This is a genomic window from Streptomyces sp. NPDC051913, assembly GCF_044593635.1.
Taxonomy (GTDB): Bacteria; Actinomycetota; Actinomycetes; order Streptomycetales; family Streptomycetaceae; genus Streptomyces.
Window position 1 is genome coordinate 444,861 of sequence record NZ_JBIUCI010000002.1, and the last position, 20,809, is coordinate 465,669.

The 20,809-nt window shown below is 71.7% G+C and carries 20 protein-coding genes and 1 pseudogene; 5 read left to right on the forward strand and 16 right to left on the reverse strand.

Annotated elements, in window-relative coordinates; all coding sequences use genetic code 11:
• Positions 1–169: 169 nt before the first annotated feature.
• From ACIHIX_RS07250 to ACIHIX_RS07305, 12 genes and pseudogenes are all read right to left on the reverse strand, one after another.
• The gene (locus ACIHIX_RS07250; protein WP_399951024.1) at positions 170–1,504 is read right to left on the reverse strand and encodes a sulfate adenylyltransferase subunit 1; all 1,335 of its coding nucleotides are present in this window, start codon (positions 1,502–1,504) and stop codon (positions 170–172) included.
• Between the two features lie 2 nt (positions 1,505–1,506).
• Entirely contained in the window at positions 1,507–2,445 is a 939-nt protein-coding gene (cysD, locus tag ACIHIX_RS07255) for a sulfate adenylyltransferase subunit CysD (protein WP_399951027.1), read from the reverse strand.
• Positions 2,442–2,978 carry an adenylyl-sulfate kinase gene (cysC, locus tag ACIHIX_RS07260; RefSeq protein ID WP_399951943.1) on the reverse strand — a complete coding sequence of 179 codons (537 nt, stop codon included), beginning with the start codon at positions 2,976–2,978 and terminating at the stop codon, positions 2,442–2,444. The genes cysD and cysC overlap by 4 nt, the downstream gene beginning before the upstream one ends.
• A gap of 26 nt (positions 2,979–3,004) precedes the next feature.
• Positions 3,005–3,712 carry a phosphoadenylyl-sulfate reductase gene (locus ACIHIX_RS07265; protein WP_399951029.1) on the reverse strand — a complete coding sequence of 236 codons (708 nt, stop codon included), beginning with the start codon at positions 3,710–3,712 and terminating at the stop codon, positions 3,005–3,007.
• Positions 3,709–3,888, reverse strand: coding sequence for a hypothetical protein (locus ACIHIX_RS07270; RefSeq protein ID WP_314205404.1), 180 nt, complete (start codon positions 3,886–3,888; stop codon positions 3,709–3,711). Before ACIHIX_RS07270 ends, ACIHIX_RS07265 begins: the two co-directional genes overlap by 4 nt.
• On the reverse strand, positions 3,885–5,582 hold the full coding sequence (locus ACIHIX_RS07275) for a nitrite/sulfite reductase (RefSeq protein WP_399951033.1): 1,698 nt from the start codon (positions 5,580–5,582) through the stop codon (positions 3,885–3,887). Before ACIHIX_RS07275 ends, ACIHIX_RS07270 begins: the two co-directional genes overlap by 4 nt.
• A 127-nt stretch (positions 5,583–5,709) precedes the next feature.
• Positions 5,710–5,793, reverse strand: coding sequence for a putative leader peptide (locus ACIHIX_RS07280; protein WP_310591794.1), 84 nt, complete (start codon positions 5,791–5,793; stop codon positions 5,710–5,712).
• Between the two features lie 162 nt (positions 5,794–5,955).
• Positions 5,956–6,528, reverse strand: coding sequence for a GNAT family N-acetyltransferase (locus tag ACIHIX_RS07285; protein ID WP_399951036.1), 573 nt, complete (start codon positions 6,526–6,528; stop codon positions 5,956–5,958).
• A 17-nt stretch (positions 6,529–6,545) separates the two neighbouring features.
• Positions 6,546–7,799 (reverse strand): hypothetical protein, encoded by a 1,254-nt coding sequence (locus ACIHIX_RS07290; protein ID WP_399951039.1) that lies wholly within the window; start codon positions 7,797–7,799, stop codon positions 6,546–6,548.
• A gap of 184 nt (positions 7,800–7,983) precedes the next feature.
• A complete protein-coding gene (locus tag ACIHIX_RS07295) occupies positions 7,984–9,273 on the reverse strand; it encodes a GAF domain-containing protein (RefSeq protein WP_399951042.1) in 1,290 nt (429 codons plus the stop codon).
• 391 nt (positions 9,274–9,664) lie between these two features.
• Positions 9,665–11,299: an acyl-CoA dehydrogenase family protein gene (locus ACIHIX_RS07300; RefSeq protein ID WP_399951045.1), complete on the reverse strand. Its 1,635-nt coding sequence runs from the start codon at positions 11,297–11,299 to the stop codon at positions 9,665–9,667.
• 96 nt (positions 11,300–11,395) lie between these two features.
• Positions 11,396–12,907 (reverse strand): annotated as a pseudogene (locus tag ACIHIX_RS07305) (AMP-binding protein); the annotation flags it as partial.
• A gap of 268 nt (positions 12,908–13,175) precedes the next feature.
• Here ACIHIX_RS07305 and ACIHIX_RS07310 point away from each other — a divergent pair.
• The gene (locus ACIHIX_RS07310; RefSeq protein ID WP_399951048.1) at positions 13,176–14,327 is read left to right on the forward strand and encodes a YihY/virulence factor BrkB family protein; all 1,152 of its coding nucleotides are present in this window, start codon (positions 13,176–13,178) and stop codon (positions 14,325–14,327) included.
• Here the strand turns inward: ACIHIX_RS07310 and ACIHIX_RS07315 are convergent.
• A complete protein-coding gene (locus tag ACIHIX_RS07315; protein ID WP_399951050.1) occupies positions 14,310–15,158 on the reverse strand; it encodes an NAD(P)H-binding protein in 849 nt (282 codons plus the stop codon). The genes ACIHIX_RS07310 and ACIHIX_RS07315 overlap by 18 nt on opposite strands.
• Positions 15,159–15,239: 81 nt before the next feature.
• On the opposite strand from ACIHIX_RS07315, the gene ACIHIX_RS07320 reads away from it, so the two are divergent.
• Positions 15,240–16,214, forward strand: a complete 975-nt coding sequence (locus tag ACIHIX_RS07320; RefSeq protein WP_399951053.1) for an AraC family transcriptional regulator — start codon at positions 15,240–15,242, stop codon at positions 16,212–16,214.
• Between the two features lie 26 nt (positions 16,215–16,240).
• Positions 16,241–16,927, forward strand: coding sequence for a helix-turn-helix domain-containing protein (locus tag ACIHIX_RS07325; protein ID WP_399951056.1), 687 nt, complete (start codon positions 16,241–16,243; stop codon positions 16,925–16,927).
• On the opposite strand, the gene ACIHIX_RS07330 is transcribed toward ACIHIX_RS07325, so the two are convergent.
• Positions 16,910–17,314 (reverse strand): VOC family protein, encoded by a 405-nt coding sequence (locus ACIHIX_RS07330; protein ID WP_399951059.1) that lies wholly within the window; start codon positions 17,312–17,314, stop codon positions 16,910–16,912. The genes ACIHIX_RS07325 and ACIHIX_RS07330 overlap by 18 nt on opposite strands.
• Before the next feature lie 112 nt (positions 17,315–17,426).
• Here ACIHIX_RS07330 and ACIHIX_RS07335 point away from each other — a divergent pair, with 112 nt between their 5' ends.
• On the forward strand, positions 17,427–18,008 hold the full coding sequence (locus ACIHIX_RS07335; protein WP_399951062.1) for an O-methyltransferase: 582 nt from the start codon (positions 17,427–17,429) through the stop codon (positions 18,006–18,008).
• Between the two features lie 24 nt (positions 18,009–18,032).
• On the opposite strand, the gene ACIHIX_RS07340 is transcribed toward ACIHIX_RS07335, so the two are convergent.
• A complete protein-coding gene (locus ACIHIX_RS07340) occupies positions 18,033–18,665 on the reverse strand; it encodes a VOC family protein (RefSeq protein ID WP_399951065.1) in 633 nt (210 codons plus the stop codon).
• A 112-nt stretch (positions 18,666–18,777) separates the two neighbouring features.
• On the opposite strand from ACIHIX_RS07340, the gene ACIHIX_RS07345 reads away from it, so the two are divergent.
• Positions 18,778–19,425: a ThuA domain-containing protein gene (locus tag ACIHIX_RS07345; protein WP_399951067.1), complete on the forward strand. Its 648-nt coding sequence runs from the start codon at positions 18,778–18,780 to the stop codon at positions 19,423–19,425.
• Between the two features lie 195 nt (positions 19,426–19,620).
• Here the strand turns inward: ACIHIX_RS07345 and ACIHIX_RS07350 are convergent, their stop codons facing one another.
• Complete coding sequence (locus tag ACIHIX_RS07350) at positions 19,621–20,664, reverse strand: LacI family DNA-binding transcriptional regulator (protein ID WP_399951070.1); 1,044 nt, start codon at positions 20,662–20,664, stop codon at positions 19,621–19,623.
• Positions 20,665–20,809: the final 145 nt, after the last annotated feature.

Below are 20,809 nucleotides of genomic sequence, written 5' to 3' on the forward strand. Positions count from 1 at the left end.
GGAGGTCGGCAGGTTTGCGTCTACGGCTGTGGGGGGACGGGGCGCGCAAGCGGTGCGCGTACGTCAACGCACACATCGCGCCACTCCGCCCTGCCCGCTGCCGAGCGCGCCGCTGCCTACGCGGCCGCCCTCCTTCGCGAACGTGGAGTAGTAGTCGGTGGAGTTCATGTCAGAAGTCCCACCCGTCATCCTCGGCCGCGTCCTTGACGGGCTCGGGGGACGCGAAGGACTCGCCGACCATGCCCGCGGTGAGCGTGGTGCCGTCGTTCGGGTCGATCAGGATGAACGAGCCGGTGCGACGGGAGTCGGCGTAGGAGTCCACCGGCAGCGGTTCCGCGGTGCGGATCTTCACACGGCCGATGTCGTTGGCGACGAGCTGTCCCGGGTGCGGGTGCAGGGACAGGTCGTCGAGCGTGAGACGGGAGGGGATGTCCTTGACGATCGCCTTGACCGTGCGGGTGCCGTGCTTGAGCAGCACCCGGTGGCCGACGGTCAGCGGAGCGTCGGCGACATGGCAGACGGTCGCCTCGACGTCCTGGGTGGTCGCCGGGGCGTCCTTGCTGGGCACGAGGAGGTCACCGCGCGAGATGTCGATGTCGTCCTCCAGCAGGATCGTCACCGACTGGGTCGTCCAGGCCACGTCGACCGGCTTGCCCAGCAGGTCGATACCGGCGATCTTCGACGCGCGGCCGGAGGGCAGGACGGTGACCGGCTCGCCGACGTGGAAGGAACCGGCGGCGATCTGACCGGCGTACCCCCGGTAGTCGGGGTGCTCGGCGGTCTGCGGGCGGATCACGAACTGCACGGGCAGGCGCGCGTGGCAGTGGCTCAGGTCATGGGTGACCGGGACCGTCTCCAGGTGCTCCAGGACGGTCGGGCCGCCGTACCAGTCCATGTTGGCGGAGGGCTCCACCACGTTGTCACCGGCGAGCGCCGAGATCGGGATCGCGGTGACCTCGGGGACGCCCAGTTCGGTCGCGTACGCCGTGAACTCCTCGGCGATCGCGGCGAAGACGGACTCCTTGTACTCGACGAGGTCCATCTTGTTGACGGCGAGGACCACGTGCGGGACGCGGAGCAGGGCCGCGAGGGCGGCGTGCCGGCGGGTCTGCTCGACGACACCGTTGCGGGCGTCGATGAGGATCACCGTCAGCTCGGCCGTGGAGGCGCCGGTGACCATGTTGCGGGTGTACTGCACGTGGCCGGGGGTGTCGGCGAGGATGAACCGGCGCTTGGCGGTGGCGAAGTAGCGGTAGGCCACGTCGATGGTGATGCCCTGCTCGCGCTCGGCGCGCAGGCCGTCCGTGAGGAGCGCGAGGTCGGGGCCTTCCTGGCCGCGCGACGCGGAGGCGCGTTCCACGGCCTCCAGTTGGTCGGTGAGGACCGACTTGGAGTCGTGCAGCAGCCGGCCGACGAGGGTCGACTTGCCGTCGTCGACGGAGCCCGCGGTCGCGAACCGCAGCAGGGTCGTCTCCGAGAGCGCCTCGGAAGTGGTCGTGCTCATGCTTAGAAGTACCCCTCGCGCTTGCGGTCTTCCATCGCGGCCTCGGACATCTTGTCGTCGGCGCGGGTCGCGCCGCGCTCGGTGAGCCGGGACGCGGCGATCTCCGTGATGACCTGCTCCAGCGTCACGGCGTCGGAGTCGACGGCACCGGTGCAGGACATGTCGCCGACCGTGCGATAACGCACGAGACGCTTCTCGACGGCCTCGGTCTCCTTGGGGCCGCCCCACTCGCCGGCGGTCAGCCACATGCCGGCCCGCTGGAACACCTCACGCTCGTGCGCGAAGTAGATCTCCGGCAGCTCGATGCCCTCGCGGGCGATGTACTGCCAGACGTCCAGCTCGGTCCAGTTGGAGAGCGGGAACACGCGGACGTGCTCGCCGGGAGCGTGCCGTCCGTTGTAGAGGTTCCACAGTTCGGGGCGCTGGCGGCGCGGGTCCCACTGCGAGAACTCGTCGCGCAGCGAGAACACCCGCTCTTTCGCGCGGGCCTTCTCCTCGTCCCGGCGGCCACCGCCGAAGACCGCGTCGAACTTCTCCGCCTGGATCTTCTCCGTCAGCGGCAGCGTCTGGAGCGGGTTACGGGTCCCGTCCGGGCGCTCCTTGAGCACCCCCCGGTCGATGTAGTCCTGCACGGACGCGACATGCAGCCGCAGCCCGTGCTGAGCCACCGTACGGTCCCGGTACTCAAGTACCTCGGGGAAGTTGTGCCCGGTGTCCACGTGCAGCAGTGAGAAGGGGACCGCCGCCGGGGCGAACGCCTTCAGCGCCAGGTGCAGCATGACGATGGAGTCCTTGCCGCCGGAGAACAGGATCACCGGCCGCTCGAACTCACCCGCCACCTCACGGAAGATGTGTACGGCCTCGGACTCGAGGGAGTCCAGGTGCGAGAGGGCGTACGGAGCGTGCGTGCCCTCCGTCACCGCCGCGACGGTCGTCGTCATGCCAGTCCCCTCTCGGTGAGCAGCGCGTGGACCGCCGCCGCGGACTCCTGGACGGTCTGGTTCTGCGACTCGATGCGCAGATCGGGCGACTCGGGCGCCTCGTACGGGTCGTCGACACCCGTCAGCCCGGTCAGCTCACCCGCGGCCTGCTTGGCGTACAGACCCTTCACATCGCGTACGGAGCACACCTCGACCGGGGTCGCCACGTGCACCTCGACGTACGCGGCGCCGCTCTCCTGGTGGCGCTTGCGCACCGCCTCACGGCTGTCCGCGTACGGCGCGATCACCGGTACGAGCGCCTTGACGCCGTTGCGGGCGAGCAGTTCGGCGAGGAAGCCGATGCGCTGCACGTTGGTGTGCCGGTCCTCGCGGCTGAAGCCGAGGCCCGCGGAGATGAACTCGCGGATCTCGTCGCCGTCGAGCACCTCGACGAGGTGGCCCTCCTCGCGCAGCCGGCCGGCCAGCTCGTACGCGATGGTGGTCTTGCCGGCACTCGGCAGACCCGTGAGCCAGACGGTGGCTCCGGTCGTCACGTGCAACTCCTTGTCGGTGGTGGTCATCAGTGCAGCCCGCACTCGGTCTTGGCGCGACCCGCCCAGCGGCCGGCGCGCGCGTCCTCGCCCTCCAGCACCCGGCGGGTGCAGGGGGCGCAGCCGACGGAGGCGTAACCGTCCATCAGCAGCGGGTTGGTGAGGACGCCGTGCTCGGCGACGTACGCGTCGACGTCGTCCTGGCTCCAGCGGGCGATCGGGGAGATCTTGACCTTCTGCCGCTTCTCGTCCCAGCCGACGACCGGGGTGTTCGCCCGGGTCGGGGACTCGTCGCGGCGCAGGCCGGTGGCCCAGGCCAGGTAGTTCGTCAGGCCCTGCTCCAGGGGCTGCACCTTGCGCAGCTTGCAGCACAGGTCGGGGTCGCGGTCGTGCAGCTTGGGGCCGTACTCCGCGTCCTGCTCGGCGACCGTCTGGCGCGGGGTGAGCGTGATGACGTTGACGTCCATCACGGCCTCGACCGCGTCCCGGGTGCCGATGGTCTCCTCGAAGTGATAGCCGGTGTCGAGGAAGACGACGTCCACGCCCTTCATCGCGCGGGACGCGAGATGGGCGACGACCGCGTCCTCCATCGAGGAGGTCACGCAGAAGCGCTTGCCGAAGGTGTCGACCGCCCACTGGAGGATCTCCAGGGCGGAGGCGTCCTCGAGATCCCGTCCCGCCTGCTCGGCCAGGGCCTTGAGTTCGTCGGTCGTACGTTCTTCCTGAAGCGCGGTCATATCTCTTCTCCCCCTGCGTCGTTGTGCTGAAGGCCCCGGGCGAGCAGCCCGAGGAACTTCAACTGGAATGCGCGGTTGCAGGCCGCGCATTCCCACGCGCCGTGACCCTGCTCGGACGGGCGCAGGTCCTCGTCGCCGCAGTAGGGGCAGTAGAAGGGGGCGGCTCGCTCGCTCACGACAGTGCCTCCTCCGAGGCGCGCGTGGCCCAGGAGGCGAAGCGCTCGCCCTCCTCACGCTCGGCCTGGAACCGCTTCAGGACCCGCTCGACGTAGTCGGGCAGCTCCTCGGAGGTGACCTTCAGACCACGGACCTTGCGGCCGAAGCCGGCCTCCAGGCCCAGCGCGCCGCCGAGGTGCACCTGGTAGCCCTCGACCTGCTCGCCCTGGTCGTTGAGGACCAGCTGACCCTTGAGACCGATGTCCGCCACCTGGATACGGGCGCAGGCGTTGGGGCAGCCGTTGAGGTTGATGGTGAGCGGCTCGTCGAAGTCCGGGATGCGGCGCTCCAGCTCGTCGATCAGCTGGGAGCCGCGCGCCTTGGTCTCGACGATGGCGAGCTTGCAGTACTCGATGCCGGTGCAGGCCATGGTGCCGCGCCGGAACGGGGAGGGCTTGGCCGTCAGGTCCAGCGCACCCAGCGCCTCGACCAGCGGCTCGACCTGCGCCTCCTCGACATCGAGGATGATCATCTTCTGCTCGACGGTGGTCCGTACCCGGTTCGAGCCGTGCGCCTCGGCGACCTCGGCGATCTTCGTGAGGGTGGCGCCGTCGACCCGGCCGACGCGCGGCGCGAAGCCGACGTAGTAACGGCCGTCCTGCTGCTTGTGCACACCGACGTGGTCACGCCAGCGGCCTGAGGGCTCGGCGGGCGCGGGACCGTCGATCATCTTGCGCTGGAGGTAGTCGTCCTCCAGGACCTGGCGGAACTTCTCCGGGCCCCAGTCGGCGACGAGGAACTTCAGACGGGCGCGGGTGCGCAGCCGGCGGTAGCCCCAGTCGCGGAAGATGCCGACCACGCCGGCCCACACCTCCGGGACCTCCCCCAGCGGCACCCAGGCGCCGAGCCGGACGCCGAGCTTGGGGTTGGTGGACAGGCCGCCGCCGACCCAGAGGTCGAAGCCGGGGCCGTGCTCGGGGTGCTCTACACCGACGAAGGCGATGTCGTTGATCTCGTGGACCACGTCCAGCAGCGGGGAGCCGGAGATGGCCGTCTTGAACTTGCGCGGCAGGTTGGAGAACTCGTGGCTGCCGATGTAGCGCTCGTGGATCTCGTCGATCGCCCAGGTGCCGTCGATGATCTCGTCCTCGGCGATGCCGGCGACCGGCGAGCCGATGACCACACGCGGGCAGTCGCCGCAGGCCTCGGTCGTGGACAGTCCGACCGCCTCAAGGCGGTTCCAGATCTCGGGGACGTCCTCGATGCGGATCCAGTGCAGCTGGATGTTCTGCCGGTCGGTGATGTCCGCGCTGCCGCGCGCGAACTCCTCGGAGATCTCGCCGATGACGCGCAGCTGCTGGGTGGTGAGGCGTCCGCCGTCGATCCGCACCCGCAGCATGAAGTACTTGTCGTCCAGCTCCTCAGGCTCCAGGATCGCGGTCTTGCCGCCGTCGATCCCGGGCTTGCGCTGGGTGTAGAGCCCCCACCAGCGCATCCGTCCACGCAGGTCGTTGGGGTCGATCGAGTCGAACCCGCGCTTGGAGTAGATCGTCTCAATGCGTGTCCGCACATTGAGACCGTCGTCGTCCTTCTTGAACTGCTCGTTGCCGTTCAGCGGGGTGTGGTGCCCCGCGGCCCACTGACCCTCACCGCGGTGACGGCTCACCTTGCGGCGGGGCGCTGCGGCAGCAGGGTTCTGGGGGGTGGCGGCCATGGTTGTTACGTCCTTCGGGACAGGCGGAAAGCGGCTCTGACCTGCGCGCGCGGGCGCATGGGTAGACGTGCGCGTCGTTGCGCAGGGGAAAGCGAGGAGTCAAAAGATGTCGGGCGGCTGCGGCTCGCTAGCGCGCCGGACAGATGGCGCTGGACATGCGGCCGAGGTCGACGTGCCGCCGACTCACCAAGGCAATTCCAGTTCCAGACATGACGGAAGCGTGTCACGGCGATCTGGACACAGTCCAGCTTCGTCCATCATGCGGACACCCTTGTCTCGAAGGTCGAGACAAGGGTGTCGTCGATCACATGCGCTGCGGGAGGTCTTGTCGGCGTAGGTCGGCCGCGCTATGCCGGAGGCCGGAAACCCGAGGTCAGGCGGGGTGCGCACCCGGCCAGGGGCCCGTGGTGGCCACCACCGGCTGCTCCTCGACCTTGGTGTCGAACAGGGTGAAGCCCCGGCGCTGGTAGTTCGCCATCGCGTGCTCGCCGTCCAGGCTGCACGTGTGCAGCCACACCCGCTTGGTGTCGGTCAGCCCCGGCCAGCGGTCCGCGAGGTCCCAGGCGCGCGCGGCGCCGTACGACAGCAGATGGCCGCCGATCCGCCGCCCGCGGAAGCCCGGGATCAGCCCGAAGTAGACGATCTCCACGACCCCGTCGTCCTGCGGTTCCAGCTCCACGTACCCCGCGGGCGTGCCCCGGTCGTACGCCACCCAGGTCTCCACGCCCGGCCGGTTCAGGTGCTCCTCCCACTGGGCGTACGTCCAGCCGAGCCGGTCGATCCAGCGGATGTCGCCGCCGACGGAGGCGTACAGGAAACGGCTGAACTCGGGGGAGGGGACCTCGGAGCGGACGATCCGCACGTCGCCCTCCGGCGCGGCGGCCGGAAGGAGGTCGGTCGGCGCGGTCTGCTCAAGGGACCAGGTGGTCACGGGGATGTTGGACATGCCCCCCAGGCAACCATCTAGGCCAGCGATCTGTCGATCGTGCTCAGCGGCAGCGCGAACAGCGCCTGTCCCGACTGGGACCAGACCTCGCCCGTCGCCTCCCAGTACGACAGGGACTCCGCCGTCCCGCTCCAGCAGCGGGTGGACTCGTCGGTGCCGCAGCGGGTGGCCCGGGCGCCGGTCGCGTCCTGCCGCCACAGCGTGCCGCGGCCGTCCTGGTCCTCCGCGGTGCGGCCCAGATACCACTCGGAGCGGTACGACAGCACGGCCCCGACGCCGGGGGCCTTGGTCTCGTACGCCTCATCGACGGGCGTGAACCCCGCCGCGTCCGTGGTGAGCAGCCCGGCGCGATCGGAGGACGCGCTGAGGTCGTAGCGCCACAGCCGTACGTTCCGGTCGCTGTCCTTGGACACCCAGTCGCTCGCGACCAGGCTGTCGGGGGAGCTGCTGCGGTCGAGGGAGAGATAGTCGGGGTGCGTGGTGCCGGCGCGGTAGACGCCGACCGCGGGCAGTACCCAGCGGTTGCCGTGCGCCGCCCAGCCGCCGTTCACCCGGCCGACCGCGGGGGCGTCCGTGGTGGCGCGCTGGACGCGGTTCATGTCGTACACGTACAGCCCGTCGGCGGAGGTGACCAGCAGTTTGTCCTGGTACCAGACCATGCCGGAGACCTGGGAGTCGAGCGCGCGGTAGTCGCGGCCTCCGTCGACCGGGACGGTGAGCAGCACCCAGGAGTAGGTGAGGCGGTCGAGGTCGTTGGCGTCGATGAACGCGACCCGGGCCAGGTCGTGCGCCCCCTGGCTCCAGGCGGAGAGGATCACCCGGTTCTGTCCCCACAGGCCGTCGTCGTCGGCGTCGCCCGAGGTGGTGACCGCGCCGGGGCGCCAGGAGCGGGTGTCGGCGGCGTCCCAGCAGTAGGCGCGGGTGGCCGCCGGTTCGACGGGCAGCGCCCTGCGCTCGGTCGCCGTGCAGTCGGCCGAGCCGCGCAGGGAGTGGTCGGCGTCGGCGAGGACGGCGCTCACGCCCTCCGGCCTGCCCATCGCGGCGGCCAGGGTGTCGAGGGTGGACCGCGGTTCCAGCTGCTCGTGCAGCCGCAGCGTGTCGGTCTCGGCGGCGGTGGCCAGCGGCTTCAGGGCCCCGGGATCCGCGGCGACGGTGGCCTGTGAGGCGCTGATCATGGTGGCCGCGGCGGTGAGCGCGAGGGCGGTTCCGGCCAGGAACGCGCGCAGCGCTTTGCCCCGCTTCCGCCTGCGGTGTCTGCCGCGATGCATCATCTCGTACCTCCCGAGGCGGGCCAACTGCGCCTGGTGATCCGTGCGTTGACCAAGGAGCAGGTGGGGTGGCCCGTAGAGGGATGCTACGGCAGTCCGGGCGTGCCGGGGACGAAGACCCTGCAAATATGCGGAAGATGCCGCTTCTTGGGTGTTCCGGCGGGCGATTTCGTGGACTCGGGTGACCTCAAGGTGCCTGGCGGGACAGTCGTTTCCCGGCCACCGCCGGGGCCGTGGAGTGCGGCAGCAGGTCGCGCGGGTCGTCGGGGAGCAGTACCTCGACCTCGGCGTCCTCGCAGAAACGATACGGCCGATGCTCCAGAAACCCCCCGAGATAGCGCCGTACCCGCGACATCTCCGCCCGCACCGTCACCGTACGGCCCGGGTCGCCGAACAGGTCGTCGGCCAGCTCCGCCGCGCTGCGCCCACTGCGGCGCAGGGCCAGCAGATACAGCAACTCGGCATGCCGAGGGCTCAGTTCGTGACTCCAGGTGCCGGCACCCCCGGACACCGTCATCGACCAGCGGCGCGGCTGCGACAGATCCAGCACGATCCGTGTCGCACCCCGCGGCCCCGGCTCGTCCGCCGCCCGGATCAACCAGCCTCCCGCCAGCGGCTCCACCGTGCACGGCCCCAGCGTCGGCAGCCACCGCTGTCCCGGCGACAGCGACTTGGGCAGCCCGACCCGGCTCTGGTACGGCATCCCGGTCACCGCCGCGGTCCAGCCGTCCCGGTCCACCGCCACCGCCCGCCCGCCGAGCCGCGCCAGCACCGGCGCCGCCGTCGCACGCAGCTGCTCCAGCGTGGACTGGTGCAGTTCGCGCAGCCGGGCCTCGGCCAGCTTGGCCACCGAGCCGACCCAGGCGAGCGTCGCCGGATGCATCGTCTCCAGCGGACCGCTCACGTCCACCACGCCGATCAGCCGGCTGTCCCGCGGGTCGATGATCGGCGCCCCGGTACAGGTCCAGGAGGTCTGCGAGCGGACGAAGTGCTCCGAGGCGAAGACCTGCACCGGCCGGCGCGCCACCACCGGGGTGCCGATGCCGTTCGTGCCGATCACACCCTCCCGCCAGTCGGCCCCGAGTTCGAACCCGGTCCCGTCGGCCTTGCGCAGCACCGGCGAGCTGCCCTCCCGCCACAGCACCCGGCCCTCCTCGTCGGCGACCACCATGATGTGGTGGGCGACGTCCGCGACCGACAGCAGGCCCTCGCGCAGCACCGGCAGGACATGCCTGAGCTCCGAGGACTCCCGGCGCCGCTGCACCTCCTCCCGGGGCAGCAGCCCGGTACGGAAGTCATGGTCGGGGTCGACGCCGCCGCGCAGCATCCGGTCCCACGACTGCTCGATCACCGGCCGCGGGGCGACCGGCACCCGCTGCCCCGAGAGCGTGGCGGAGCGGACGTCGCTCAGCACCCGCGCCGCGCGCGCCGCGTCCACGGCGACTAGCTGGGCGACGTCCGTCGGCGAGAGCGCCACTGGTCCTCCCGGAGGGGCCGCGGACAACCGGTTTCCCGTCGGCTTTCGGCCAACGGGCGGTGTCCTTCCTGACTGTTCGTCTCATGGTGCCGTTCGTCTCTCGCGGAGGGACACAGTCCGGCCACAGACAGCAGCAAGTTGCAACCCCTTGCAACCCTGGTGGACCGGGCGTGGCTGGTTGAAACTTGAGCGACGCCGTCCCGAGCGGCGTTCGCGGCCTCGAACGGGCCAAGGCGGGGGTGGTGCCGTGTCGGCGCAGCACCACCCCTGCCGTCCGGCGGTTCGGCGGCATTCCGCCATCTGGGGTGCCTCTTGAGGTGCGTTGGCGTCCGCGGGCCTGTTCGTGGCCGGTCGCGCAGTTTCCCGCGCCCCCAGGTGCGTCGACCCTGGGTCAGTCCAGGGGTCGAGCCCGGGCCAGTACCGCCGCCAGGTCCAATGTGGACGGCAAGGTTCCGAAGGTTGCTCCCGCTTCTCCGCCCAGCCTTGAGGCGCAGAACGCGTCCGCCACTTCCGGTGGCGCGAATCGGACGAGCAGCGAGCCCTGCAGGACCAGGGCCAGCCGCTCCGTCAGGCGCCTCGCCCTCGCCTCGATGCCGTCCAGATCCGCCAGGTCTGTCAGCAGGTCCTTGATCGCCGCGTCGAGGCGGTGGTCGGCGCCTCGGGACCTGCCCACCTCCTGGAGGTAGGCGTTGAAGGCCAGCGGCTCGCGTTGCAGGGCGCGCAGGACGTCCAGGGCCTGGACGTTGCCCGCACCCTCCCAGACGGAGTTCAGCGGGGACTCGCGGATCAGGCGGGGGAGGCCGGAGTCCTCCACGTAGCCGTTGCCGCCCAGGCACTCGGCGGCCTCCACGACCAGTGGGGCGCAGCGTTTGGTCACCCAGTACTTGGCGGCCGGGACCGCGATCCGCAGGAACGCCCGCTCCTGTTCACCGCCGTCGTCGTACGCGGCGGCCAGCCGGAGCGCGAGCGTGGTCGCCGCCTCCGACTCCACCGCGAGATCGGCCAGAACCGCGCGCATCAGAGGCTGGTCGACCAGCTTCGCGCCGAACGCCTCCCGGTGCGTGCAGTGGTGGATGGCCTGGGCCACCGCCTGCCGCATCAGGCCCGCCGAACCGAGGACGCAGTCGAGGCGGGTCGCCGTGACCATCTCGATGATGGTCCGCACCCCGCGCCCCTCCTCACCGACCCGGCGCGCCCACGTCCCGTCGAACTCCACCTCCGCCGAGGCGTTGGAGCGGTTGCCCAGCTTGTCCTTGAGCCGCTGGATACGGAAGGTGTTGCGGCTGCCGTCCTCCAGGACGCGGGGCAGGAGGAAGCAGGTGAGGCCCTCCGGGGCCTGGGCCAGGACGAGGAAGCCGTCGGACATGGGCGCCGAGCAGAACCACTTGTGCCCGGTCAGCGCGTACGTCGCTTCCTCCGCGAGCGGCGTCGCCGTCGTCGTGTTCGCCCGTACGTCGCTGCCGCCCTGCTTCTCCGTCATGGCCATCCCGAACAGGACGCCGGCCTTCCGGTGCGCGGGGCGCGGTTCGCGGTCGTAGATCATCGACGTGAGCCGGGGCTCCCACTCCCGCGCCGACGCGGGCTCCGTACGCAGGGCGGGTACGGCCGCGTGGGTCATCGACAGCGGGCAGAGGTTGCCGGCGTCGACCTGCGTCCACACCAGGAACGCGGCCGCGCGCCGCACATGGCCCGCGGGACGGTTCCAGGCGGCGGTGAGGCCGACGGAGACGCCCTTGCCGAGGAGGCGGTGCCAGGCGGGGTGGAAGTCGACCTCGTCGACGCGGTGGCCGTAGCGGTCGTGGGTCCTGAGGCGGGGCGGGTTCTCGTTCGCCTGCGCGCCCCATTCCTGGACCTGGGCGGAGCCGGAGGCGCGCCCGAGGGCCGCGAGTTCGCCCACGACCTCGTCGAGGCAATCCGGTGTCACATGCCGTTCGACCGCCGCGACCAGGGCTCTGTCCGTGGTGAAGACGTCGTGGCCGGTCAAGGGCGGGGGCTGGTTGGTCACCTTGTGCGTGCTGCCTGCCATGGTGCGAACCTAATACAGCCCCCGGCGCGTGGAGAGCGATGCCAGGGCGGTTCCTCTCGGGCCGTGCGGCCGGCCGGGGTCCCGGTCGGCCGGGTCCTCGCGTCGCCCGAGGAGTTCCAGCTTCCCGTCGGGCAGCCGGCGTCCCCGGTCGCCGCCGCGGTACAGCCGCTCGCCCGGCCGGTACGGGTCCTCGGTGAACGCCGCTCGCGTCCCCTCGGGGTCGTTGACATATCCGCGGCCCACGCAGACGCCCGAGAACACGATCTCGCCGGGAGCGCCCAGCGGCACGGGCACCAGCCGTTCGTCGACGACGTACACCCGTACGTTGGCGATCGGCCGCCCGAGCGGCACCCAGTGGCCGGCCGGTACGTCGTGCAGGATCTCGTGATGGGTGTCGCCCGAAGTCTCGGGCGGTCCGTAGGAGTTGACCAGCGGGACGGCCGGCAGGGCCGTGAACCAGCGCCGTACCAGGTCCGTCCGCAGGGGCTCTCCGGTCACCACCACCCGGCGCAGGTGAGGGAGTTCACGGGGGCGCCGCGCCAACTCGGCGAGCATCGACTCCAGATACGACGGGCGCACCTGCACCACGGAGACCCGGCCGCACTCGATCGTGTCCACGAACCGCGGCACGTCCCGGACCGTCTCCGGCCCGACCAGCAGCGTCCGACCGCCCGCCAGGAGGGGCGACATCAGCTGCCACAGGGAGCCGGCGCGGTACGGGGGCGCGGTCTGCGCGACCACGTCGCCGACGCCGAGGCCCAGGTCGTCGATCTTGGCGAGGACGTGGTTGGCGAAGCCGGCTTGCTCGCCCGTCGCGCCCTTGGGCTCACCGGCGGAGCCGGACGTGAAGTGCAGGGTGGCCGGCCCGTCGGCGGCCACCGGGACGCCCAGGTCGGTGTCCGCGTGGTCCTCGGCGTAGGCGGCGGCCACGGAGTCCGGACCGAGGAGCAGGCTGTAGTCCGCGCGGTCGAGCATCGTCCGCACCTGTCCCACGGGGAGACGCGCCCCGATCGGCAGACACGCCCCGCCCGCCTTGAGGATGCCCAGGACCGCGGCCGGCCAGTCGAGGTCGCGCTCCAGGAGCACGGCGACGACGCCCTCGGGGCGCAGCCCGTGGGCGAGCAGCGCCCGCCCGATGCGGTTGGCGCGGGAGTCGAGCTCGCCGTACGTCCACTGCCCGGCCGCCGAGACGACGGCCACCGCATCCGGGTGCCGGGCCGCCCGCTCCTCGAACAGCTCGTGCACCCGCCGGTCGGGCAGCTCCCGGGACGGGCCGGCCAACTCCTCCAACTGGTGGCGGAGTTCGGCCTCGGAGAGCAGGCTGTGCCGGACCGGGGCGGCCAGGGCGGCGAGGTGGTAGCCGGCGATCCGGGCGGCGGCCTCGCGGTCGAGGACATCGGTGCGGTAGCGCAGTCGCAGAACGCGGTCGCCGTCCGTGACGTCGACACGGAGAGCGGGGTCGCCGGGGGCCGCGGACAGGGCGGCCAGCACCTTGGCGTGCGCCGCCCGGAGGGCGGCGGGGCCCGCCGGCAGGCCCTCGGGCAGCGGCGCCGTGTACTCCGCGGTGCCGGGCCTGGGGTTGCGGGTCCACCGCGGGATCGTGCTCATGGCCTCACCTCTCCACTTCGGGTGGGCAGGGGGGAGGCTGGCCCAGGCAACGTATGCGATACGGAACGATTCCGGAGATTCATGAACCATTCAATGCAATCTCGGGCATTGGCGATTTCCGGGCTTCGTCGCATTCCCCAGCAGGGTGTTCACATGCGTGACCGAATAATTCGGCCATCGCGGGCATGACAGGAAAATGGCCCGAATCGCCTCGGCCGCGACCCCGTGGGGGATGAGTGCAGCCTCGTACGGCGGATACCTTTAGGTCGTGCAGCCAGCAAGTGAATCCCCCCAGCGGCCCCCCTCCGGCCGTCTCCACCGGGCGCGTGCCCTCTACCGAGACGTCTCCAAGCGCAGGACCGCCTGGCTGCTGCTCAAGGACACCGTCAACTCCTGCATGGAGTACCGCATCCTCGGCCTCGCCGCCGAGGCCGCCTTCTTCACCCTGCTGTCCGTGCCGCCGCTGCTGCTCAGCATGATCGGCCTGCTCGGCTACGTCGACGACTGGACCGGCACCGACTCCATCAGCAGCCTGGAGGCCAACCTCCTGGAGGCCTCCCGCACCGTCCTGTCCGACAAAGGCGTCCGGCAGATCGCCCAGCCGATCCTCGACGACGTCATGAAGGGCGGCCGCCCCGACGTCATCTCCATCGGCTTCCTGTTCGCCCTGTGGTCGGGCTCCCGCGCGGTGAACGTCTTCATCGACACCATCACCGTCATGTACGGCCTCGACGGCGTCCGCGGCATCGTCAAGACCCGGGTGGTGGCGTTCCTGCTCTTCCTCGCCGCCCTGGTCATCGGCTCGATCGCACTGCCCCTCATGGTCGCGGGCCCCGACGCCGTCGTCCGGATCGTGCCGTGGTCGGCGACGGTCGTCCAGATCCTGTACTGGCCCGTGGTGATCGTGCTGTCCATCGCCTTCCTGACCACGCTCTACCACGTCTCCGTCCCCGTCCGTTCGCCCTGGATCGAGGACGTGCCCGGCTCCCTCGTCGCCCTCGCCATGTGGGTGCTGGGCAGCTTCCTGCTGCGCATCTACCTCACCAACACCATCGAGGGCGCCTCGATCTACGGCTCGCTCGCCGCCGCCGTCGCCGTCATGCTCTGGATCGGTGTCTCCGCCTTCGCGGTCCTCGTCGGCGCCGCCGTCAACGCCGCCATCGACCGCGTCTGGCCGGCCGCCGCCACCGCCGCGGCCCGCGCCGCCAACGAACGCGTCCGCGAGGCGCAGGTCGCCGAGTACGTCGCCCGCGCCACCGCCCACCGGGAGAGCGACCCGGACGACCCCGACGACCCGGACATGCCGTCGGAGTTCCCCGAGCGGTGGTCCCGCTTCCTCCCGCCGGAGGACGTGACGTCGAGGCTGCGCACCCATGTGAAGAGCACGCATCCCCCGCACAAGTCACCCGACGGCTCGTAGCCCCTGACTCCAGGCCGCCGTGGACTCCCGTACGAACTCCGCGAAGTCCCGGGGCTCCCGTCCCAGCACCTGACGCACACCGTCCGTCACCCGCGCGTTCCGCCCGTCGAGCAGCCCCTCGAACACCTCCACCAGGAACTCCGCCTCCTCGACGGGCACCCCGAACCCGGTGAGCGCCTCCCCGTAGGCGCGCGCGGGCACCGGCGTGTACGTCAGCTTCCTCCCGGTCGCCTCGGAGATCTCCGCGACCGCCTCCCGGAACGACAGCAACCGCGGCCCCGTCACCTCCACCGACCGCCCCACGTACCGCTCCCCGGACGACAGCACCGCCGCCACCACGTCCGCGATGTCCCGCACATCGATGAACGGCTCCTGCACCTCACCCGCCGGGAACGTCAGCCCGCCGTGCCGCACCTCCTCCACCAGCGGCCCCTCGCTGAAGTTCTGCGAGAACCACGACGCCTGTACGACGGTCCAGTCCGCCCCCGACGCCTTGAGCGCCTCCTCGGTCGCCCCCGCCTGCTCCTCACCCCGCGCGGACAGCAGCACCAGCCGCCGCACGCCGAGCCCCACGGCCTCCCGGGCGAGCGCCCCGACCCCCTCGGTGGCCGCCGGGGCGCCCACGTCGGAGGGGTACACCAGGTACGCGGCGTCCGCGTCCCGCAGGGTGTCCGCCCAGGTCGTCGGGTCCTCCCAGTCGAACCCCCGCGCCCGGGACGCGGCCCGCACCTCGAACCCGGCCGCCCGCACCGACTCCGCCACCCGGCTGCCCGTACGACCCGAGGCGCCGGTCACCACCACCGTCATGTTCCGCTGCGTGTTCTCCGTCATGCCCCCGAGTCAACGCCCCCGCGCCCCAGGACCCCATCGCTGAACGGCTCATTCCCATGCGCGGGCGTCTACGCTGACGCCATGGACGCTCTCGCAGGCCTTCTCGAAGGGCCCCGCGCTCGGGGCGCCTTCATGATCCGGGCGTGCTTCGAACCGCCCTGGAGCGTGCGCGTCGAGGACCGCGCCCCGCTCACCGTCATGCTCATGGTCCGCGGCGAGGCATGGATCATGCCGGACGCGGGCGAGCGAAACGAGAGGGGGGTCGCCCCGGCCGAAGGCTCGGGGAGCGTACGACTGCGCGCCGGTGATCTCGCCATCGCCCGCGGCCCCGACCCCTACACCTGCGCCGACGACCCCGGCACGGAGCCGCAGGCACTGATCCTGCCGGGCGGGGAGTGCCGCTACCCCGACGGGCGCTCCCTCAACGGCGTCATGGACCTCGGCGTACGCACCTGGGGCGACCGGCTCGACGGGTCGGCCGTGATGCTGATCGGCACGTATCTGTGGCAGGGCGAGGTCAGCGGACGCCTGCTGGACGCGCTGCCGCCGCTGCTGACACTGACCCCCGAGGTGTGGGACTGCCCGCTCACGCCCCTGCTCATGGAGGAGATCGTCCGCGACGAACCCGGCCAGGAAGTGGTCCTCGACCGCCTCCTCGACCTGCTCGTCATCGCCGCGCTGCGTGCCTGGTTCGCCCGCCCCGAGGGGGCCGCTCCCGCCTGGTACCGGGCGCTTGCCGACCCGGTGGTGGGCCGGGCGCTACGGCTCGTCCAGGACGATCCGGCGCATCCGTGGACGGTGGCGTCGCTCGCGGCGAAGGCGGGGGTCTCGCGGGCGGCGCTGGGACGACGGTTCACGGAGCTGGTGGGGGAGCCGCCGATGACGTATCTGACGGGGTGGCGGCTGGCGTTGGCGGCGGACCGGCTGCGGGAGGGGGACGCGACGTTGGAGGCGATCGCTCGGCAGGTGGGGTACGGGAGTGCGTTCGCTCTGTCCAGTGCGTTCAAGAGGGTGTACGGGGTGAGTCCTCAGGAGCATCGGGGGAGGGGGGCGTAGGCGCGTCGGCGGGTACCTTGGTCTTCATGTACTCGGAGTGGAACTCCAGGCTTCCCGGTGCCGTCGTCTGGGCCACCACCCCTTCCGATACCGGGTCCGGACGGGTTCTGCCCGATGGGTGCATGGATCTGCTCTGGCACGACGGCCGGCTGCTCGTCGCCGGGCCCGATACGCGCGCCTACGTCACCGGGGGTGAGCGGAGCGGCTGGGCCGGGGTTCGGTTCTTTCCCGGTACCGCGCCCACGTTTCTCGGTGTCCCCGCCCGTGAAGTGCTCAACCGGCGGGTCGAGCTCGCCGACCTGTGGCCCGCGGCGCGCGTACGGCAGCTCACCTCGCGTGTGAACGCCGCCCCCGATCCCGCGCGCGGGCTCGAAGAGGCGGCCCTCGGTCTCGCGGCCGACGCCGGTGCCCCTGATCCGTTGCTCGGCGAGGTCGTCAGCGCCCTCGACGCCGGGCGTACCGTCGCCGCCACCGCCGATCGTCTGGAGCTCGGCGCCCGCCGGTTGCACCGGAGGTGTCTCGGGGCGTTCGGGTACGGGCCCAAGACGCTCGGCCGGGTGCTGCGGCTCCAGCGGGCGCTGCGGATGGCTCGGCGCGGGGTGCCGTACGCCGAGACGGCAGCCTGCGCCGGGTACGCCGATCAGGCCCATCTCGCCCGCGACGTACGGGAGTTGACGGGACTGCCGCTCGGAGAGCTACTCGGCGGCCGGTAGCGGGGCGAACAGGTCGACGCCGTTGCCGTCCGGGTCGTGCAGGGTCGCGTACCGCTGGCCCCAGAAGGCGTCCCAGGGCTTGAGCTCGCCGTGGTGACCGGCGTCGACCATCTCCGCGTACACCGAGTCCACCTCGGCGGGGCTGTCGCAGCGCAGGGCGAGACCGGTGCGGCTGCCGCCGCCGGTCGGTGGCCGCCAGTCCGCGTGGAAGGAGCGGACGGTCGCCTCGGTGTCCAGCAACAGGCGCAGGCCGCCCGATAGTTGGGCCTCGACGTGCGGCTCGTCCGCCGCGCCCGCGGGGAAGGCGATACCGAGCCTGCGGTAGAAGGCGACCGAGGCGGCCATGTCGGAGACGACCAGGCCGATGGCGTCGAATCGTGGAGTCATACGGCCACCGTAGGCAGGACCCGCGGCCGTGGTCTTGAAGGAATCGGACACCGCGCCCGGGTGCCGGAGAATCGTCGTTGCCCGGGCCGCCGCGCCCTCCCATCATGGGCCGATGGACGACACTCCCCGCCACCTGCCCGCCGCCCTCACCGCCCTGCGCGCCCGCGCGCGCCACGCGGGCTTCACCATGTCCTGCGAGGAGCGCACGGGAAGCCTCCTCGCCGTGCTCGCGGCGAGCCGCCCCGGGGGCCGCATCCTCGAACTCGGCACCGGGGTGGGAGAGGGAACGGCCTGGCTGCTCAGCGGGATGGACCCAAAGGCCCGGCTGGTCAGCGTCGAACTCGACGCCGGACACCAGGCCGTCGCCCAGGCCGAGTTGGGGACCGATCCGCGGGTCACCTTCGTCGTCGGCGACGGCGGCACGTGGCTGGAGGGGTACGACGGAGAGCCCTTCGACCTCGTCTTCGCGGACACCTGGCCGGGCAAGTTCACCCACCTGGACCGGGCTCTGGCACTCGTCGCCCCCGGCGGGACCTATCTGATCGACGACCTCGACCCGCGGCCTGGCTGGCCCGAGAGCCACGAGGCTTCCGTCGTAAGGCTGTTGGCCGACCTGGAGGCGCGCGAGGACGTCCGTACCGTGCGGCTGGACTGGGCGAGCGGGCTCTTGATGGCGGTGCGCGCGGTCGGATGAGGCCGACGACCCACCGGCCCCCCGTCAGTCGAAGGTGACCGGGCCCTGTGGGGTGTCCACCGTGAAACTGATCCCCACCGGGCCTTCGGCTACCGGGAGTTCGGTGTCGAGGGCCGCGAGCAGACGGCGGATCTCGTCGGGGTCGGGAGCCGTCGCCGAGAGCGCGAGCAGAGGAGTGGTGGGCAGGCCGGAGGCGGACGGGTGGCGTGCGGTGCCCCAGTCGATGAGGAACGGCACAAGGCCAGAGGGGTGTTGGGTGTCGCCGTCGGTCAGTCGCCACTCCAGCAGGGTGCCGTCGGGGGTGCGGCGGCTCATGGGATGGATGTCCCCGGGGTCGTAGCCCCGGGTCCGGGCCGCCGCCACCGCCGCGTCCAGGTCGGGCGGGCTGATCGCCCAGGTCACCGTGCGCGGCACGCTCAGCGCGTCCACGCTGAAGGGGCGCGGCGTCTCGGGCGCCGGCTGCTCGGGGTCGGGGCCGATGATCTCCAGATAGCCCGAACCGCCGAGCGCCACCAGGAAGTTGCGGGTACCGAGCCCGACATGCACCCCGCCGGGCGCCGGAGCCACCCCGGTGCGCCGGGTGAAGTCGGCGACCGTCGCCAGGAGATCGGGGGTCGCCAGAACCAGGTGGTCCAGTCGTGCGGGAATCGTGTTCATCCCCGCCGAGGCTACGCAACGCCGCACGAGCAGGGGAACACCTGTGCGGGCACCCCGAAAATTTCGCATCTCCAGACGACCTGGGACCGCGCCCCGCCCTAGGCTCGACCGCATGGCTCCCCGGCTCCTCCTGTACACCCGCACCACCGACTACCGGCACGACTCCATCCCGGCCGGCATCGCCGCTCTGCGCGCCCTCGGCGACTTCGCAGTGGACGCGACCGAGGACCCCGCCGCCCTTGAGGCACCCCTGGACGGGTACGCCGCCGTCGTCTTCCTCTCCACCAGCGGCGAGGTCCTCACCGACCCCGGCCGCGCGCGCCTCGCCACCTACCTGGAGTCGGGCGGCGGCTTCGTCGGCATCCACGCGGCGGCCTGCACCGAGTACGACTGGCCCTACTACGGCGAGATGCTGGGCGCCTGGTTCGACCGCCACCCCGCCCACCAGCCCGGCAAGGCGCTGATCGAGGACCGTACCCACCCCGCCACCCGGCATCTGCCCGCCGTCTGGGAGTTCACCGACGAGTGGTACGACTTCCGCAGCAACCCGCGCGCCGCGGTACGTGTGTTGGTGTCCGCCGACGAGTCCTCCTACGAGGGCGGCGGCATGGGTGCGGACCACCCACTCGTGTGGTGCCGCGAGCAGGGCGAGGGCCGCGTCTTCTACACGGCCCTCGGCCACGCCCCCGAGTGCTACGAGGACCCCGACTTCCGCGCCCACCTGCTGGGCGGCATCACCTGGGCGGCGAAACTCGTGTAGGGCCTGTCCGGCGGATCATGCCGCGGACGCGGGGTCCGGCACGCCGATCTGCGGCGTTGTCGTCGGTCGCCGACTCCCCACGCTCCGACAACCTCACGCGGGGACACCTCCATCGCCCCCGCTCACCGGCGCCGATGCGGTGCCGCGCCCTTCCCGCGCCGTGATCCGCCGGGCAGGCCCCGGAGCCGCCCCCCCTCAGCCCCGCGGGCGCCCCGTGCTCGCGCGTTCCACCAGGCGGGTGGACAGTTCCGTGCGTGTGCCCTCGGGCCTTTTGCCGTCCATCATGCGGACCAGGAGGCGCAGGGCCGTCGCCGACATCTCCGACAGGGGCTGGCGGATCGTGGTCAGCGCCGGGGCGAGCCAGCGGGACTCGGGCAGGTCGTCGAAGCCGACGACGCTCATGTCGTCCGGCACCCGCAGACCCCGCGTGGCGAGCGCCTCGTAGACGCCGAGCGCCATCCGGTCCGAGCAGACGAAGACGGCCGTCGGCGGCTCGGGCAGATCGAGGAGTTCCAGCATGCGGTGGTGGGCCTCGGCCTCGTCGAAACCGGCGTACCGCACATACTCGGGGCGCTGGCGGATCCCGGCGGAGGCGAGGGCCGAGCGGTAACCGGCCACCCGGGCGGTGCTGCACATCCTGCGCCGGTGCCCGGCGATGATCGCGATCCGCTCATGGCCCAGCGCCAGCAGATGCTCGGCCGCGGTCACCCCGCCCTGCCAGTTCGCCGCGCCCACCGACACCACGCCCGGCGGCGGTTCGAGCACCGGGTCGATCATCACGAACGGGATGCGGTGCTGCTCCAGCCACGCGTACTGCGACGGCGTCAGCTCGGCCAGGTTGAACAACACCCCTGAGGAACCACGGGCGATGAGCTTGTCCAGCCAGCCCCGTTCCGGGCGGTCGCCCCGGTTGCGGGGGAGCCCCGCGGAGACGACCACCTCCAGGCCCGCGTCGTGGGCCGCCTCCTCCACCCCGTGCAGCACCGCACCCGACCAGGAGGTCTCCAGCGAGTGCACGACGAGGTCGACGAGGCCCGGCGGCTTCGCCGCGTCGAACCGGGGTCGGCGGACGTATCCCAGCCGGTCCAAGGCCTCCGTGACCCGACGTCGCGTCTCGGGCGCGACGTCCTCACGACCGTTGACGACCTTGGACGCGGTGGGCACGGACACCCCCGCCTCCCGGGCCACGACCGCGAGGGTCGGCCCGGCCGCCACGCTCGTACCTCCCGTACGGACCATCGGGAACCACCTCTCCGGCCCGCCCGAGGGCCCTGGAAAGTTTCGACCAGCGCGGAAAACAGTAAGCGCTTCCTACCCTAAGTTGACCCCGCGGAGTCCGGAAGGGGTCGGGCTGAGGTCAGCGTTGGCCGGGGTGGGCATCCCT

What these genes read in the sequence shown, in the direction of transcription:
- ACIHIX_RS07330 (WP_399951059.1), bottom strand. Translation starts at nt 17,314, where the DNA reads ATGACTCCACGATTCGACGCCATCGGCCTGGTCGTCTCCGACATGGCC.
- ACIHIX_RS07280 (WP_310591794.1), bottom strand. Translation starts at nt 5,793, where the DNA reads ATGTCTGGAACTGGAATTGCCTTGGTGAGTCGGCGGCACGTCGACCTC.
- ACIHIX_RS07325 (WP_399951056.1), top strand. Translation starts at nt 16,241, where the DNA reads ATGTACTCGGAGTGGAACTCCAGGCTTCCCGGTGCCGTCGTCTGGGCC.
- ACIHIX_RS07350 (WP_399951070.1), bottom strand. Translation starts at nt 20,664, where the DNA reads ATGGTCCGTACGGGAGGTACGAGCGTGGCGGCCGGGCCGACCCTCGCG.
- ACIHIX_RS07345 (WP_399951067.1), top strand. Translation starts at nt 18,778, where the DNA reads ATGGCTCCCCGGCTCCTCCTGTACACCCGCACCACCGACTACCGGCAC.
- ACIHIX_RS07335 (WP_399951062.1), top strand. Translation starts at nt 17,427, where the DNA reads ATGGACGACACTCCCCGCCACCTGCCCGCCGCCCTCACCGCCCTGCGC.
- ACIHIX_RS07250 (WP_399951024.1), bottom strand. Translation starts at nt 1,504, where the DNA reads ATGAGCACGACCACTTCCGAGGCGCTCTCGGAGACGACCCTGCTGCGG.
- ACIHIX_RS07315 (WP_399951050.1), bottom strand. Translation starts at nt 15,158, where the DNA reads ATGACGGAGAACACGCAGCGGAACATGACGGTGGTGGTGACCGGCGCC.
- ACIHIX_RS07275 (WP_399951033.1), bottom strand. Translation starts at nt 5,582, where the DNA reads ATGGCCGCCACCCCCCAGAACCCTGCTGCCGCAGCGCCCCGCCGCAAG.
- ACIHIX_RS07300 (WP_399951045.1), bottom strand. Translation starts at nt 11,299, where the DNA reads ATGGCAGGCAGCACGCACAAGGTGACCAACCAGCCCCCGCCCTTGACC.
- ACIHIX_RS07340 (WP_399951065.1), bottom strand. Translation starts at nt 18,665, where the DNA reads ATGAACACGATTCCCGCACGACTGGACCACCTGGTTCTGGCGACCCCC.
- cysD (WP_399951027.1), bottom strand. Translation starts at nt 2,445, where the DNA reads ATGACGACGACCGTCGCGGCGGTGACGGAGGGCACGCACGCTCCGTAC.
- ACIHIX_RS07290 (WP_399951039.1), bottom strand. Translation starts at nt 7,799, where the DNA reads ATGATGCATCGCGGCAGACACCGCAGGCGGAAGCGGGGCAAAGCGCTG.
- ACIHIX_RS07285 (WP_399951036.1), bottom strand. Translation starts at nt 6,528, where the DNA reads ATGTCCAACATCCCCGTGACCACCTGGTCCCTTGAGCAGACCGCGCCG.
- ACIHIX_RS07265 (WP_399951029.1), bottom strand. Translation starts at nt 3,712, where the DNA reads ATGACCGCGCTTCAGGAAGAACGTACGACCGACGAACTCAAGGCCCTG.
- ACIHIX_RS07320 (WP_399951053.1), top strand. Translation starts at nt 15,240, where the DNA reads ATGGACGCTCTCGCAGGCCTTCTCGAAGGGCCCCGCGCTCGGGGCGCC.